At 70.2% G+C, this 14,896-nt stretch carries 16 protein-coding genes; 8 read left to right on the forward strand and 8 right to left on the reverse strand.

Annotation, left to right across the window (positions count from 1 at the left end; all coding sequences use genetic code 11):
* Positions 1-42: 42 nt before the first annotated feature.
* The 6 genes from QUC20_RS02495 to QUC20_RS02520 are packed head-to-tail and all read left to right on the forward strand — an operon-like array spanning position 43 to position 2,548.
* Positions 43-546, forward strand: coding sequence for an Asp23/Gls24 family envelope stress response protein (locus tag QUC20_RS02495; protein ID WP_120263514.1), 504 nt, complete (start codon positions 43-45; stop codon positions 544-546).
* Entirely contained in the window at positions 543-734 is a 192-nt protein-coding gene (locus QUC20_RS02500; protein ID WP_023952539.1) for a DUF2273 domain-containing protein, read from the forward strand. The genes QUC20_RS02495 and QUC20_RS02500 overlap by 4 nt, the downstream gene beginning before the upstream one ends.
* Positions 731-1,126: a hypothetical protein gene (locus QUC20_RS02505; protein WP_289330844.1), complete on the forward strand. Its 396-nt coding sequence runs from the start codon at positions 731-733 to the stop codon at positions 1,124-1,126. The genes QUC20_RS02500 and QUC20_RS02505 overlap by 4 nt, the downstream gene beginning before the upstream one ends.
* Entirely contained in the window at positions 1,123-1,707 is a 585-nt protein-coding gene (locus tag QUC20_RS02510; protein WP_120263512.1) for an Asp23/Gls24 family envelope stress response protein, read from the forward strand. The genes QUC20_RS02505 and QUC20_RS02510 overlap by 4 nt, the downstream gene beginning before the upstream one ends.
* Positions 1,704-2,318, forward strand: coding sequence for a hypothetical protein (locus QUC20_RS02515; protein ID WP_289330845.1), 615 nt, complete (start codon positions 1,704-1,706; stop codon positions 2,316-2,318). The genes QUC20_RS02510 and QUC20_RS02515 overlap by 4 nt, the downstream gene beginning before the upstream one ends.
* Before the next feature lie 59 nt (positions 2,319-2,377).
* On the forward strand, positions 2,378-2,548 hold the full coding sequence (locus tag QUC20_RS02520) for a CsbD family protein (protein WP_023952533.1): 171 nt from the start codon (positions 2,378-2,380) through the stop codon (positions 2,546-2,548).
* 63 nt (positions 2,549-2,611) lie between these two features.
* Here QUC20_RS02520 and galK read toward each other — a convergent pair whose 3' ends face one another.
* Both galK and galT read right to left on the reverse strand, forming a co-directional pair.
* Positions 2,612-3,766 (reverse strand): galactokinase, encoded by a 1,155-nt coding sequence (galK, locus tag QUC20_RS02525; RefSeq protein WP_289331458.1) that lies wholly within the window; start codon positions 3,764-3,766, stop codon positions 2,612-2,614.
* Between the two features lie 32 nt (positions 3,767-3,798).
* Positions 3,799-4,959 carry a galactose-1-phosphate uridylyltransferase gene (gene galT, locus QUC20_RS02530; RefSeq protein ID WP_434543662.1) on the reverse strand — a complete coding sequence of 387 codons (1,161 nt, stop codon included), beginning with the start codon at positions 4,957-4,959 and terminating at the stop codon, positions 3,799-3,801.
* 76 nt (positions 4,960-5,035) lie between these two features.
* Between galT and QUC20_RS02535 the strand changes: the two genes are divergently transcribed.
* Positions 5,036-6,007 (forward strand): LacI family DNA-binding transcriptional regulator, encoded by a 972-nt coding sequence (locus QUC20_RS02535; protein ID WP_120264414.1) that lies wholly within the window; start codon positions 5,036-5,038, stop codon positions 6,005-6,007.
* Between the two features lie 109 nt (positions 6,008-6,116).
* Here QUC20_RS02535 and galE read toward each other — a convergent pair whose 3' ends face one another.
* The 6 genes from galE to QUC20_RS02565 form a co-directional block, all read right to left on the reverse strand.
* Positions 6,117-7,097 carry a UDP-glucose 4-epimerase GalE gene (gene galE / locus QUC20_RS02540; RefSeq protein WP_289330847.1) on the reverse strand — a complete coding sequence of 327 codons (981 nt, stop codon included), beginning with the start codon at positions 7,095-7,097 and terminating at the stop codon, positions 6,117-6,119.
* A gap of 40 nt (positions 7,098-7,137) precedes the next feature.
* Positions 7,138-8,889 carry a glycoside hydrolase family 35 protein gene (locus QUC20_RS02545; RefSeq protein WP_289330848.1) on the reverse strand — a complete coding sequence of 584 codons (1,752 nt, stop codon included), beginning with the start codon at positions 8,887-8,889 and terminating at the stop codon, positions 7,138-7,140.
* Entirely contained in the window at positions 8,886-10,424 is a 1,539-nt protein-coding gene (gene arfA / locus QUC20_RS02550; RefSeq protein WP_120263507.1) for an arabinosylfuranosidase ArfA, read from the reverse strand. Before arfA ends, QUC20_RS02545 begins: the two co-directional genes overlap by 4 nt.
* 73 nt (positions 10,425-10,497) lie before the next feature.
* Positions 10,498-11,835 carry an ABC transporter substrate-binding protein gene (locus QUC20_RS02555; RefSeq protein WP_120264413.1) on the reverse strand — a complete coding sequence of 446 codons (1,338 nt, stop codon included), beginning with the start codon at positions 11,833-11,835 and terminating at the stop codon, positions 10,498-10,500.
* A gap of 88 nt (positions 11,836-11,923) precedes the next feature.
* A complete protein-coding gene (locus QUC20_RS02560; protein WP_120263506.1) occupies positions 11,924-12,802 on the reverse strand; it encodes a carbohydrate ABC transporter permease in 879 nt (292 codons plus the stop codon).
* Entirely contained in the window at positions 12,799-13,722 is a 924-nt protein-coding gene (locus QUC20_RS02565) for a carbohydrate ABC transporter permease (RefSeq protein WP_289330849.1), read from the reverse strand. Before QUC20_RS02565 ends, QUC20_RS02560 begins: the two co-directional genes overlap by 4 nt.
* Positions 13,723-13,833: 111 nt before the next feature.
* Here QUC20_RS02565 and QUC20_RS02570 point away from each other — a divergent pair, with 111 nt between their 5' ends.
* Positions 13,834-14,877 carry a LacI family DNA-binding transcriptional regulator gene (locus tag QUC20_RS02570; protein WP_259455259.1) on the forward strand — a complete coding sequence of 348 codons (1,044 nt, stop codon included), beginning with the start codon at positions 13,834-13,836 and terminating at the stop codon, positions 14,875-14,877.
* The last annotated feature ends 19 nt before the right edge of the window (positions 14,878-14,896 follow it).

The following is a 14,896-nucleotide window of genomic DNA, read 5'->3' on the forward strand; positions in this document are numbered from 1 at the left end:
CGAGAGCTTGCGTCGGACAACCCAGACAGATAAGGAAACGCCATGGCTGAGGACCAGAAGAACACCGCCCCCGCTGTCGAGACCCCGAAGTCGCCGGCAGCCGTGCCCCAGGGGTCGCGTGTCGACCGCACGTTCTCGTCGTCGCGTGTCCCCGCAGAGACCGAGGCGGCAGGCAAGACGACGATCTCGGACGGCGTGGTGGCCAAGGTCGCCGGCATCGCCGCTCGCGAGGTCGCCGGCGTCTACGCCCTGGGTGGCGGCGGAGCCCGCGCGTTCGGCGCGATCCGTGACGCGATGAACGCCACCGACCTCTCGCAGGGAGTCAAGGTCGAGGTCGGCGAGACGCAGGCCGCCGCCGACCTCACGATCGTCGTCGAGTATCCGGCGCCGATCCAGGAGGTTGCAGACAACGTCCGTGCTGCCGTCGCCGGCGCCATCAGCCGACTCGTGGGCCTCGAGGTCGTCGAGGTCAACGTCGAGGTCAACGACGTCCACATCGCGGGCGCTGACGACGACGACAACGAGTCCGAGTCGCGCGTCGCATGAGCGCCACCGTCTCGGGTGCGCTGATCGGCGCCATCCTCGCCGCCGCCGCCCTGTTGTTCGGCTTCTGGGGGTTCCTCCTCGTCGCCCTCTTCATGGCGATCGGCGCGGCAGTGGGCCGCATCGCGTCCGGCAAGCTCGACGTCCGCGGGCTGGCCGACGTACTGACAGGTCGGCGCACCTCGTCATGACCGTCGCAGAGGCCATCCGTCCCGGTGGCGGCGTCACTGCCGCCACCGGCGGGACGTCCGGTGTCGCCGGACGGGTCGATGTGCGCGAGCGCGTGGTGCGGAAGGTCTCGGAACAGATCGCATCCCAGGTCATCGGAGTCGACGTCGACCGCGTGTCGGTCGCGGCATCCGATCACCGGGGTGGGGTGGCCGTCCGCATCACCGCGCCGTTGCCCGTCCCGTCACTCGACGACACCGAAGCGGTGCGAGCCGCCGGCGCTGTCGTGGACGCCGCCCGTGAGATGCAGCAGCGGATGCAGCAGGAGCTCAGCCGCGTGCTGGGCAAGCCCGTCACCCGCGTCGACATCACCGTGAACGGCGCCGCCACCCCGATCAAGAGGAGAGTCCGATGAGCAGTCCCGTGCTGCGCCGCGTCGTGCGGCGCGAGACGCACTCGCCGCGCACCGTCGCGATGATCGTCGCCGTCGTCCTCGTCATCCTCGCGCTGGTGTATGTCGGCACGGAGATCGTGCTGAACCTCGCCGGTCAGCCGGCTCTGCTGCTGGGCCCCGCCGCCGCCTTCGGGTGGGTCGTCGGTCTGCCGACGGAGGTTCCCGTCGGCGTCAGCATCGCCATCGGCGCCGTCATCGCGGTGCTCGGGGTGATCCTCGTGGTGCTCGCGATCGCGCCGGGCCGGCTGTCGAAGCATCAGCTCGTCGTCGGCGAAAGTGCCGTCGTCGCCGACAACGGGGTGATCGCCTCGGCGATCGCGCAGCGTGTCAGCGCCGAGAGCGGACTGCCCCGCGATCAGGTGCGGGTCGGTGTCGGACATCGCTCGGCCGACGTCACCCTCACCCCCGCCGTGGGAGTGCCCGTCGATGAGGCTCAGATCCGCAGCACCGTCGACGCCGAGCTCGACTCGTATCGGCTCGCGTCGAAGCTGCGCACTTCGGTCCGGGTCGAGCGGCCCCGTGAACAGGAGGAGAACGCATGAACAACACCAATCGAGCGGTCAACCGCACGATCCTCCTGATCCTGGGACTGGTGCTCGTCGTCGTCGGCGGCGGAATCATCGCCGGAGCAGTGTGGCCGGCAGCCGCAGACACCTGGACCTCGGTCGGATCCGGTGCCCAGGACTGGGCGAAGCAGGCCTGGGATGCGACCGTCATCGCGGGGACGAGCCTCACCTGGCTCGCCCTCGGTGCGCTCGCGGCCCTCGCGCTGCTGGTCGTGCTGCTGATCGTCCTGATCGTGCGCAGCATCCACGGCCGCCGTCGTACCTCTCTTCGGGCGACCGGGGCGGAGAGCGATCTCGGCCGCATCACCGTCACCGAGGGGTTCGCATCCGACGCGCTGAAGAACGCTCTCGCCGAGCACGACGAGATCCTCAGCGCCCGGGTCACCGCCAACGACATCAAGCATCAGCCGGTGCTGCACGTCAGCGTGACGCCGCGGCAGAACACCTCGCCGCTGCACGTGGCCGAGACCGTCGAACGTCTCATCGGCAACCTCGGCACCCTGACGGGGCAGCAGCTCACGGCCTACATCTCCATCCACACGGGGCTGCGCGCGAGGCTGGCTCACGACCAGCGCCGCCTGTCCTGACCGCACACGTCCACAGCCCCGCCCGCGGGGCGCCATCACCGAGAGAAAGGAGTCCCATCATGGGTCTCGACGACAAGATCAAGAACGCCGCCCAGGACATCGCCGGCAAGGCGAAGGAAGCCATCGGCAAGGCGACCGACAACGACAAGCTCGAAGCCGAGGGCAAGGCCGACCAGGTCAAGGCCGAGGCGAAGAAGACGGGCGAAGACGTCAAGGACGCCTTCAAGTAAGCCCCGCGACTGCGAGAGGGGGATGCCGTGTCGGCATCCCCCTCTCGTGATGTCGTGGCGACGTCAGCCGTCGCGTCGCGCGCCTGCCGACGGGCTGACCGGGAAGATCGTCGGGGCCGTATACCCCGCGCCGGCGAAGGCTCCTACGACGGCGGCGGCCACGGCGTCGACAGCACTGGTCTCGACGAGGGCGATCGCCGCGCCGCCGAAACCACCGCCGGTCATACGCGCTCCGATGGCGCCCGCGCCGCGAGCCGTCTCGACGGCGAGATCGAGCTCGGGTACCGAGATCTCGAAATCGTCGCGCATCGAGATGTGCGAGGCGTCCAGCAGCGGGCCGATCGCTCGCGGCCCCTGCTCGCGCAGCGTCCGCACCGTGTCGAGCACGCGCTGGTTCTCGGTGACGATGTGGCGCACCCGGCGGAACGTGACGTCGTCGAGGACGTCGGCGGCGCGGTCGAGGTCGGCGACCGACAGATCGCGCAGCATGGGCACGCCCATGAGCCGTGCGCCCTTCTCGCACGACGCCCGCCGCTCGCCGTAGCCGCTGGAGGAGTGCGTGTGCTTGACGTGGGTGTCCATGACCAGCAGCGTCAGCCCCGCGGCGGCGAAGCCGAGCTCGACCTCGTCGGTCGCGAGCGAACGGCAGTCGAGGAAGGTGGCGGCATCCGGCTCGCCGAGCATCGACGCCATCTGGTCCATGATGCCGGTGGGTGCTCCCACGGCCTCGTTCTCGGCACGCCGGCCGACCTGGGCGAGCGCGATGCGGTCGAGCCCGAGGCTCCACAGATCGTTCAGCGCCGAGGCGGTGGCTCCCTCGATCGCGGCGGAGGACGATAGGCCTGCTCCGATGGGGACGTCGGACGCGAAGGCGAGGTCGGCTCCCGCGAGCTCCGCCGGATCGGCCCCGGAGGCCTGGACGAGCGCCCACGCGACGCCGAGCGGGTACGCCGACCATTCGGGAACGGCATGCTCGCCGTCGACAGTCGGGAAGATCGCGTCGAGGTCGGCGATCGCGACTTCGACCGGCACCGCGTCGAAGGTCGAAATGACCCGAAGTCGCCCGTCGTCGCGAGGAGCGAGTGCGACGTGCGTGCGGTGGGGCGTCGCGAAGGGGAACACGAAGCCGTCGTTGTAGTCGGTGTGCTCGCCGATGAGGTTGACGCGGCCGGGCGCCGACCATTCGCTCGTCGCGGTCGCTCCGAGCGAGCTCAGCATGTCGCGCGCGTCGGTGCGCGGATCGGTCTCGGTCACAGGGTCACTCCTTCTACGGCCTCGCGGATGCGCGCGGCCGCCGTCTCGGGCGGGATGTCACCGATCCAGGCGCCCATGGCCGCCTCGGAACCGGCGAGGAACTTCAGCTTGTCGGCCGCGCGGCGCGGGCTGGTCAGCTGCAGGTGCAGGCGCGCGGTGTCGCGCGCGTGGCGGACCGGCGCCTGGTGCCACGCGGCGATGTACGGCGTCGGGGTGTCGTAGAGCGCGTCGATGCCGCGCAGCAGGCGCAGGTAGAGCGGGGCGAGCTCGTCGCGCTCGGCGTCGTTCGTCTCGGCGAAGTCGGCGACGTGGCGGTGGGGCATCAGGTGCACTTCGATCGGCCAGCGCGCGGCGAACGGGACGAACGCCGTCCAGTGCTCGCCGCGGAGCACCACCCGCGGGCCGGCCTGCTCGAACTCGAGGATGCGCTGGAACAGATCGGGTGCCGTGCGGTCGATCGAGTCGAGCAGGCGCGTCGTGCGCGGCGTGATGTACGGGTACGCGTAGATCTGCCCGTGGGGGTGCGGCAGCGTCACGCCGATCGCCTCGCCGCGGTTCTCGAACGGGAACACCTGCTCGATGCCGGGGAGCGCGGACAGCGCGGCCGTGCGATCGGCCCACGCTTCGATGACGGTACGGGCGCGGGTGGCCGTCTGGGTGCCGAACGATCCGGCGTGCGCGGGCGAGAAGCACACGACCTCGGTGCGTCCGACGCTCGTGCGCGTGCGGCCGAGCCCCAGGTGCGCGAGGTCATCGATGCCGCGGGGCGGGTCGGATGCCGCGGGTGCGCCGCCGAACGCCTCGGCGAGGCCGGGACCGAACGACGGCGACTTGTTCTCGAAGACGGCGACGTCGTAGCGCGACGGGATCTCGGAGGGGTTGGTCGGCGTCTGCGGGGCGAGCGGGTCGAGCTCGGCCGGAGGGAGGAAGGCGCGGTTCTGGCGCGATGCGGCGATCGAGATCCAGTCGCCCGTCAGGACGTCTTGCCGCATCGTCGCGGTCGCGGGACGCGGGTCGAGGGTGCGGGCATCGACCGCGCGCTCGGGGCCGAGCGTCGTGTCGGGGTCGTCGTAGTAGATGAGCTCGCGGCCGTCATCGAGTCGCGTGGAGCGTTTGACGACGCCCGCGCCGAGCGGTACGGCGGGAGGAGCACTGATGTTCACGATAACACGCTACATTCCGGGCGTGATATCGTCAACACACTCCGACGAGAGGACCGGTATGCGGGTGTCGATGGCCCAGGTGGCGGCTCACGCGGGCGTCTCGGCGCAGACCGTCTCGCGTGTGGCCAATGGCAGCCCGCGCGTCGATCCCGCGACGCGGGCCCGGGTCGAGGCATCCATGGCGACGCTCGGCTACCGCATGCATCGTGCCGCCCGGGCGCTGCGCACCGGCCAGACCCGCACGATCGGCCTGGTGGTCTCGACCCTCGCCTCGGTCGGCAACTCCCGCATGCTGCAGGCGATCGCCGATGCGGCGGGTGAGCGCGACTACGCTCTGGCCGTGGTGACGGTCGCCGGTGCGCGCGACATCGCGGAGGCGTTCGCCCAGTTGCGCGACCAGGGCGTCGACGGAGCGATCGTGCTCAACGAGGCGACGCGGCTCGCTCGCGACACCGCCCCGCCCGCCGACCTCCGCCTCGTCGTGGTCGACTCACCCCCCGACGACCGCTTCGCCATCGTGCAGACCGACCACGCGGGAGGTGCCCGGCAGGCGACGCAGCACCTGCTCGAGCTGGGGCACACGACGGTGCACCACCTCGCGGGGCCCGCGGCCTCGTTCGCGGCTCGAGAACGCGAGCGCGGCTGGCGCGAAGCGCTGCTCGACGCGGATGCCGCGGTACCCGAGGTCGTCCGCGGCGACTGGACCTCACGCGGCGGTCACGCGGCCGGATCGGCGCTCGCCGATGCCACCGCGGTGTTCGCCGCGAACGACCAGATGGCGCTCGGTCTGCTCCGTGCCTTCAGCGACGCCGGCCGCGCGGTGCCGGACGACGTCGCGGTCGTCGGATTCGACGACGTCGTGGATGCCGCGGAGTACCGCCCGCCGCTGACGACCGTCCGCCAGGACTTCGACGCCCTCGGCGCGTATGCCGTCGCGGCGCTCGTGAAGGTCATCGAGACGGGTGCCGCGGCGCCGTCGCAGACGGTGCCCACCGAGCTGGTAGTCCGGGCGAGCTCAGCGCGCGGGGCTGCGCGCAGGTAAGGTGCGCAGGTAAGGCGCAGTTCGGGGCGTCGGGCGCGGTTCGACCCGCGCTCCATCCCCGCAACTGCGCCTTATTCGCGCGCGGCGCGCGGGGCGGCGGGCGAGGCGGTCAGGCGGATGCCGCGCGGCGGGCTTCCCAGCCGGTGCGAACCATCTCGTCGACCGAGTAGCGGTTGGCCCATTCCAGATCGCGGGCGGCGAGCTCGCCGGTGGCGACGATGCGGTCGGGGTCGCCGGGGCGGCGGGGGCCGATTCTCGGGGTGAAGTCGATGCCGGTCACGCGAGCCATCGCATCCATGATCTCGCGCACCGACAGGCCGTTCTGCGAGCCGAGGTTGTAGGCCGGCTCGACGCTCTCGCCCGCCGCGAGGCGCTGGGCGGCGACGACGTGGGCCGCGGCGATGTCGGCGACGTGCACGTAGTCGCGCACGTTCGTGCCGTCTTCGGTGTCGTAGTCGTCGCCGTTGATCTGCGGGGTCTCGCCCGCGATCAGCTTCTCGAAGACGATGGGGAAGAGGTTGTGCGGGCTCGTGTCGTAGACGGACGGGTCGCCCGACCCCACGACGTTGAAGTAGCGCAGCGACGTGTGGCGAAGCGGCGCGGCGGAGCCCGCCGTCGCGACCGCCTGGTCGCGCAGGAGCCATTCGCCGATGAGCTTCGACTCGCCGTAGGGCGAGGCGGGGCGCTTCGGCAGGTCCTCGGTGACGAGCGGCACGTCCGGGGTGCCGTAGACGGCGGCGCTGGAGGAGAAGACGATCTTGTCGACGCCCGCGGTCTCCATCGCCTCGAGGACGATTCGCGTGCCCTCGACGTTCTGCGCGTAGGTGTGCAGCGGACGGGTCACCGAGACGCCGGCGTATTTGTAGCCGGCGACGTGGATGACGCCCTCGACGCCGTGCTCGCGCAGGGCGCCCTCGACGAGCGGACGGTCGAGGATCGAGCCGCGGACGAACGGAACACCCTCGGGGACGAACCCGGCGTGCCCGCTCGACAGGTCGTCGAGGACGACGGGGTCGAGACCCGCCGCGGCGAGGGCGCGCACGACATGCGCGCCGATGTATCCAGCACCACCGGTGACCATCCAGCTCATGACATCCATCCTGCCCGATCGCGGCGGGGCTCCTTCACGCTCACTCCTCGCGGTGGCCGAGATCAGGCGCGGCGATGAACGCGGCGACGGGCTCGATGACGTGCTCGAGCTCGACGACGACGATCTCGTTCGCGCCGGCGCGGGTCGCGGGCGCGGGAACGTACAGCGTGCGCTGCGGTCCGTTGCGCCAGTACCGGCCCAGGAAGAAGCCGTTCACGAACGCGAACCCCTTGCTCCAGGCATCCGTGTCGAGGAAGAGGTCGGCGGGCTCGTCGAGGTCGAACGTGCCCGCGAGACCGGCGCGGCCCGCCGTCGTCTGCTCAGAAGCAGCGGGGATGCCGGCGGCGACGGCCGCGAGGTCGACGGGCTGCGCCGACCAGCCGGTCAACTCGTGGCCGCCGAGGGTCACAGGGCCGACGAGGCCCTTGTTCTCGCCCAGACGCGCGTCGTAGTTCACGCGCCCCTGGTCCTCGACGAGCACCGTGAGCTGCGACCCGCGGGGGATCGGCAGCGAGCGCTCGTGCAACGCACGCTGCAGGCGGCCGACGGGTGCCCCGTCGACCGCGACCCAGGCGAGGTCGCGGACCTCAGCGAAGGCGAGCACGGCGCTGTCGGTATCTCCGAACGCCTCGTCGGGCAGCGTGACGTCGTAGCGGACGAGGGGCCCGAGCTGTCCGAGCTCCTCGAACGTCGGGGGAGCGACCGCCGCGCCCGCGCCGGCACTCGCCGCGGGCAGCCAGTCGCCCGTCGCCCGCAGCGCGACGGAGCGCACCGGTGCCGCCGGCCGAGCGGGGGGAACCTCGTCGGGGACGGGAGCGTATCGCGCGATGACCTCGCGGAACGCGTGGTACTTCTCGGTCGGGTGGCCCGATTCGTCGAGGGGCGCGTCATAGTCGTACGAGGTGACGATGGGGGCGTAGCGGCCCTTGTCATTGGCGCCGTTCGTGGTGCCGAAGTTGGTGCCGCCGTGGAGCATGTAGATGTTCACCGAGGCGCCGGCCGCGAGCAGCGCGTCGAGCTCGGATGCCGAGGCTGCGGCATCCGTGGTGTGGTGCACGCCGCCCCACCAGTCGAACCAGCCGTCCCAGAACTCCGAGCACATGAGGGGCCCGGTCGGCTGGTGCTCGCGCAGGGTCGCGAGCCGCTCGGTCGCGCGCGATCCGAACGACCCGGTCGTGTGCAGGTCGGGGAGGGTGCCCGCCGCGAGCATGTGGGGCTCGGGCTGGTCGACGGTGGTCAGGGGCACCGTGATGTCGCAGGCGCGGGTCAGCTCGGTGAGCGTCCGGAGGTAGTCGTGGTCCGAGCCGTAGGCGCCGTACTCGTTCTCGATCTGAACCAGCACGACGTTGCCGCCCCGGTCGATCTGACGTGGTGCCACGATCTCGTAGACGCGTCGCAGATACGCGCTGACCGCTTCGACGTACTGCGGCTCGGACCGGCGCAGCCCGATACCGGGGGTGCTGGTGAGCCACACCGGCAGGCCGCCGTTGTGCCACTCGGCGCAGATGTACGGGCCGGGGCGGACGATCGCGTGCATGCCCTCGGCCGCGATGAGGTCGAGGAAGCGCCCGAGGTCGTTCCAGCCCGTGGCATCCCATTCGCCGCGCACCGGTTCGTGGGCGTTCCAGGCGACGTAGGTCTCGATCGTGTTGAGCCCCATGAGTCGCGCCTTGCGGATGCGGTCGGCCCACTGGTCCGGGTGGATGCGGAAGTAGTGCAGCGCTCCGGCGATGACCCGGTGGGGGCGCCCGTCAAGGAGGAAGTCGGTCTCGCCGATGCTGAAGGTCGTCACGGGGTCACTCGATTCGTTCCGGGGTTCAGGCGCACGCTCACGCGCGCCCAGGAGAGCGGGGGAAGGGTCAGGGTCACGGCGCCGTCGCGGATGTCGACGGCGAGGGAGGCCGGTGCGACCGGCTGCGACGATGCGCTGTTGACGGTGTGCCGGTCGCCGCCCGCGGGGACGGTCAGCACGAGTGCCTCGGCGCTCGCGGCTGGTCGGTCGAGGTCGATCGTGACTGGCGTCTCGGCCTCGAGCCCGCGGTGAACGACGAAGACCGTCAGCTCGTCGCCCTCGAGAGTCGCGACGGCGTCGACGGCGCCCACGTCGCCGTAGCGCGCGGTCGCGATGACGCCGGTCTCGATGCTCGGGACGACGACGTTCCCGGATGCCGCGGCCGCGGTGAGCTGGAACGGGAAGAAGGTGGTCTGCCGCCAGGCCACGCCACCCGGTTCGGTGCGGATCGGCGCGATGACGTTGACGAGCTGGGCGAGGTTCGCCATCGACACGCGGTCGGCGCGCCGGAGCATCGTGATGAGCAGGGACCCGACGACGACGGCATCCGTGACGGTGTAGTCGTCCTCGATGAGGCGCGGGGCGACCGGCCAGTCGCCGGTGAACACGGCGGGCTTGTCGACCTCGTTCCAGCGGGTCTGGTTCCACACGTTCCACTCGTCGACGCTGATGCCGATGGGGGTCGTGATGCCGCGCTCGGCGCGCACCTCGTCGATGATGTCGGCGACCTCGCCGATGTAGGCGTCGAGGGCGGCGCCGGAGGCGAGGAAGCTCGCGGGGTCGCCCGGCGTCTCCTCGTAGTAGGCGTGCACGGAGATGTGATCGACGAGTCCCGCGGTGTGGCGGAGCACGGTGCGCTCCCACTCGCCGAACGTGGGCATCTCGTGGTTGGAGCTGCCGGCGGCGACGAGCTCGATGTCGGGGTCGATGAACCGCATGAGGCGGGCGCTCTCGGCGGCGAGGCGGCCGTACTCGTCGGCGGTCTTGTGGCCGATCTGCCAGGGGCCGTCCATCTCGTTGCCCAGGCACCAGAGGCGGATGCCGAAGGGCTCGGCGCGCCCGTTCTCGCGGCGGCGCTCCGACAGTGCGGTGCCGCCGGGGTGGTTGGCGTACTCGAGCAGGTCGGCCGCCTCGGCGACGCCCCGCGTGCCGAGGTTCACGGCCTCCATGAGCTCGAGTCCGGCCTGCTCGGCCCACGCGGCGAACTCGTGCAGACCGACCTGATTGGTCTCGGTGCTGTGCCATGCGGCATCCAGGCGCACAGGGCGCTGGTCGCGCGGCCCGACGCCGTCCTCCCACCGGTAGCCCGAGACGAAGTTGCCCCCGGGGTAGCGCACGACCGTCGCGCCCAGCTCGCGCACGAGCTCGAGCACGTCGGCGCGGAAACCGGCGTCGTCGGCGGTGGCGTGACCCGGCTCGAAGATGCCGTCGTACACGCAGCGGCCCATGTGCTCGACGAAGGTGCCGAACAGGCGTCGGGGCACGACGGGGCCGGGGGTCGCCGTGTCGAGCGAGATGCGGGTGGGGGAGGTCATTGCTCTTCTCCTGGGGGACATGGCGAGGGGCGGGCCGGACCGAAGCTCGATGCGACCCGCCCCTCGTCGGGCGTCACTTGTTGACGGTGAAGCCCTGGTCGTTGCCGTACTGCACGAGCTGGTCCTGCCAGGTGGCCAGACCCTCGTTCAGGTCGGACTTGGAGGCGTAGGACTGTCCGACGGTGTCGCTGAAGATGCTGTTGGCGTACACCTGGAAGGGCAGGTACTGCCATCCCGGACGCACGTCCTTGGCCGCCTGCACGAGCACCTCGTTGATCTTCTGGCCACCGAAGTAGTCGGGCGCCTTGTTCAAGAACTCGTCCGACTCGAGCTGTGCGTTCGTCGAGGGGAAGCCGCCGCTCTCGGCGAAGATCGTCAGGCTCTCCTCGTCGTTGTTCAGCCACTTCAGGAACGCGGCCGCGAGGGCCGGGTTCTCGCTCTGCTTGGTGACCGCCTGGCCGCCGCCGCCGTTCTCCGCCGACACCGGGGTGCCGTCGTAGGTCGGCATGGGCGCGACGCGCCAGTCGCCCGCAGCGTCGGCCACCGACGACTCGAGGTTGCCGGGCATCCAGGCGCCGATGACGAGGGTCGCGATCGAGCCGTCGCCGAGGCCCTTGAACCACTCGTCGCTCCAGCTCGGGGTGCTGGCGATCAGGTCGTCCTCCACGAGCGTGTTCCAGGTGTCGGCCCACTTCTTCGAGCCCTCGTCGGCGACGTTGATCGTCACGTCGGTGCCGTCTGCGGAGAAGGGCTGGCCGCCCGCCTGCCAGATCATGCTCGTGGCGAAGCCGGCGTCGCCGGTGTCGTTCGTGATCTTCTTCGTCGGGTCGGCGGCGGTGAGCTGACGTGCGGTGGCGATGTACTCGTCCCACGTCGTCGGCACCGTCAGACCGTACTGGTCGAAGACCGTCTTGTTGTAGAACAGCGCCATGGGGCCCGAGTCCTGCGGCAGGCCGTAGATCTTGCCGTCGAAGTCGACGGAGTTCCACGTCGAGGCGGTGTAGTCGCTCTCGAGATCGCCGAAGCCATAGGGCGCGAGGTCGAGCAGGCCCTCGGTGAGCGCGAACTGCGGGAAGGCGTAGTACTCGATCTGCACGACGTCGGGAGCGCCCGAGCCCGCCTTGATGGCGTTCTGGAGCTTGGTGTACTCCTCGGTGTTGGTGCCCGCGTTGACGACGTTGACCTTGACCTCGGGGTACTTCTTCATGAACGCCTCGGCCTGCGCCTCGGCGGACGGGGTCCACGACCAGTACGTGATCTCGCCACCGGCCTTCAGCGCGGCGTCGAGGTCGTCGGGGTTGCCGCTGCCTGCGGCCGGGCCGGAGGACGAGCAGGCGGCCAGCACGAGGCCGGCGGCTGCGGTCAGGGCCACGACGGATGCGGCGCGACGCAGCGCCGATCCCTTGCGCATGGGTGTCATGGGAGTTCCTTCACTTCGTTGTTGTGGATTCGGGTCGTTGTGGATGGGGGTGGTGCGGGATACAGGGTCTCGGTTGTGCTCACTGCTTGACGCTGCCGGCGCTGAGGCCGGACTGCCAGAAGCGCTGCAGCATGAGGAAGGCGACGACGATGGGGATGATCGACAGCAGCGATCCGGTGATCACGAGGTTGTAGATCGGCTGCGCCGCGGCTCCCGTGGCCTGCGCGTTCCACTGGTTGAGGCCGACCGTGAGCGGGTACCAGGCGGGATCGCTCAGCATGATGAGCGGGAGGAAGTAGTTGTTCCACGTCGCCACGACGGCGAACAGCAGCACCGTGACGATGCCGGGCATGAGGAGCTTCGTCGAGATGGTGAAGAAGGTCCGCATCTCGCTCGCTCCGTCCATGCGAGCGGCCTCGAGCAGCTCGGTGGGCACCGCGTCGCTCGCGAACACCCACATCAGGTACAGGCCGAACGGGCTGATGAGCGAGGGGATGATGATCGCCCACGGGGTGTTCGTCAGGCCCAGCTGGCTGAACATGAGGAACGTGGGGACCGCGAGGGCGGTGCCGGGAACGGCGACGGCGCCGATGACGACGGCGAAGACCGCCTTGCGACCGCGGAAGTTGTACTTCGCCAGCCCGTAGCCCGCCATCGTCGCGAGGACCGTGGCCCCGCCCGCGCCGACGACGACATAGAGCAGCGTGTTGCCCAGCCACCGCAGGAAGATGCCGTCGCGGTAGGTGAACGTCTCGACGATGTTGTTCCACAGGTTGAAGCTGTCGCCGAACCACAGCCCGAAGGTCGTGAAGAGATCGCCCTGGGTCTTGGTGGCGTTGATGACCAGCCAGAACAGCGGCAGGAGCGTGTAGAGGATGAACAGGCTCATCACGATGGTGAGCACGACCGACTTCCGCCGGGCGAACGGCGTGCTGCGGGCGAGGGCGGGGGCGGTCATCGCATCTCCTGACGGGATCCGCGCAACTGGACGACGTAGGCGATGACCGCCGTGATGACGCCCATGATGATCGCGACGGTTGCGGCGTAGTTGTACTGCTGGCCGGCGAACGAGAGGTTGTACGCGTACATGTTCGGCGTGAAGAACGTCGTGATGGTGTTCGGGGCCAGGGGCTTGAGGATGTTCGGCTCGTTGAAGAGCTGGAAGCTGCCGATGATCGAGAAGATCGTGGCGATGACGATCGAGCCGCGCAGGGCCGGGATCTTGATCGAGAGGATCGTGCGCCACGCGCCGGCGCCGTCGAGGGATGCCGCCTCGTACAGCTCGCCGGGGATCGTCTTGAGCGACGAGTAGAAGATCAGCATGTTGTAGCCGACGAACTGCCACGTCACGATGTTGCCGATCGAGACCATCATCCATTCGGGCAGGAAGGGCCGCAGGACCTGGGCGCCGAGGAGGTCGTTGATGTTCCCGGCCAGACCGAACTGGTCGCCGTAGATGTAGCCCCACATGAGCACGGCGACGACGGCCGGCACGGCGTAGGGCAGGAAGATGATGATGCGGTAGAAGCCCGAGGCGTGCAGGCGCGCGCTGTCGATCGCGAGGGCCGCGCCGAGGGCGAGCACGAGCATGATCGGCACCTGGATGAGCAGGAACAGCAGCACGCGGAGGAAGCCGTCCCACAGCTTCGGGTCGGCGAACGCCGTCAGGTAGTTCTCGAAGCCGACGAAGGCATTGCCGCCCACGATCTGCTCGCGGAAGAAGCTGAGGTAGAGCGCGTATGCGAGGGGAGCCAGGAAGACGAGGGCGAAGACGACGGCGAACGGGCCGACGAAGAGCCATCCGCGTTGTTCGACGCTGATCCGCCGCCGCTTCCGCGCGGTGCGCACGGCCGGAGGGGGTGCCGTAGTGGTCGTCATCGTCCGTGCCTCTTCTGTGATGCAGGCGCTCGCCGATTGAGCGCGGATGTTGACGTAAACATAACTCGGGCACGCTAGCATGTCAACGTCAACATCGAGGAGGATCCGGGCATGGGTGAAGCACGACCAGCCGCAGGCCCGGACACACGGCCGCGGCGTCGCGAGGTGTCGATGGCAGACGTGGCCGCGATGGCCGGGGTGTCGGGCCAGACGGTGTCGCGCGTCGCGAACGGCCGCGAGAATGTCGACCCCGAGACCCGCGCCCGCGTCCAGGATGCGATGGCGAAGCTGGGATACCGGCCCAACAGTGCGGCCCGCGCGCTGCGCTCGGGGCGCTTCCGCAGCATCGGCGTGATCATGTTCTCGCTGGCGAGCTACGGCAACACGCGCACGCTCGACGCCGTGGCATCCGTCGCCGCCGAGGCGGGGTACTCGCTCACCGTCATCACCGTGCAGTCGGCGACGCAGTCCGACGTCTCGGGAGCCTTCGTGCGCCTGGCCGAGCATGCGGTCGACGGCGTCATCATCCTGATCGAGACCCATCGGCTCGGCGAGCGCGAGCTCGCGCTGCCGACGGGTCTGCCCGTCGTCGTGGTCGACTCGAGCGCCGACTACCCCTATCCCGTCGTCGACAACGATCAGGCTCTGGGGGCGCGCCTCGCGACGGAGCACCTGCTCGACCTCGGCCACGACACCGTGAACCACATCTCGGGGCCGCGCGAGTCGTTCGCCGCAGAGCGCCGGCGCGCCGCCTGGCATGACACGCTCGTCGCGCGCGGAGCGCGGGTGCCCGAGGTGCACGTCGGGGACTGGACGGCGGAGTCGGGCTACGAGATCGGCCGCGCCCTCGCGGCGGACGATGCGGTCACGGCGGTCTTCGCCGCCAACGACCGCATGGCGCTCGGGCTGCTCCGGGCGATGCACGAGGCCGACCGCCCGGTTCCGGCGAGCATCAGCGTGGTCGGATACGACGACGCTCCCGAGTCGGCGAACTTCTGGCCGCCGCTGACGACCGTGCGTCAGCACTTCGATCGCATCGGTGCGGCGGCCGTGCGCTCGCTGCTCACCGAGATCGACGGGGGAGAGGTGCCGGCCGAGCGCACGCTCGTCCCGACCGAGCTCGTCGTGCGCGCGAGCTCCGGCACCCGCGCTTAGCCCGGGCCGGACTGCCCGG

Origin of the sequence: Microbacterium arborescens (genome assembly GCF_030369635.1) — a bacterium.
GTDB lineage: Bacteria > Actinomycetota > Actinomycetes > Actinomycetales > Microbacteriaceae > Microbacterium.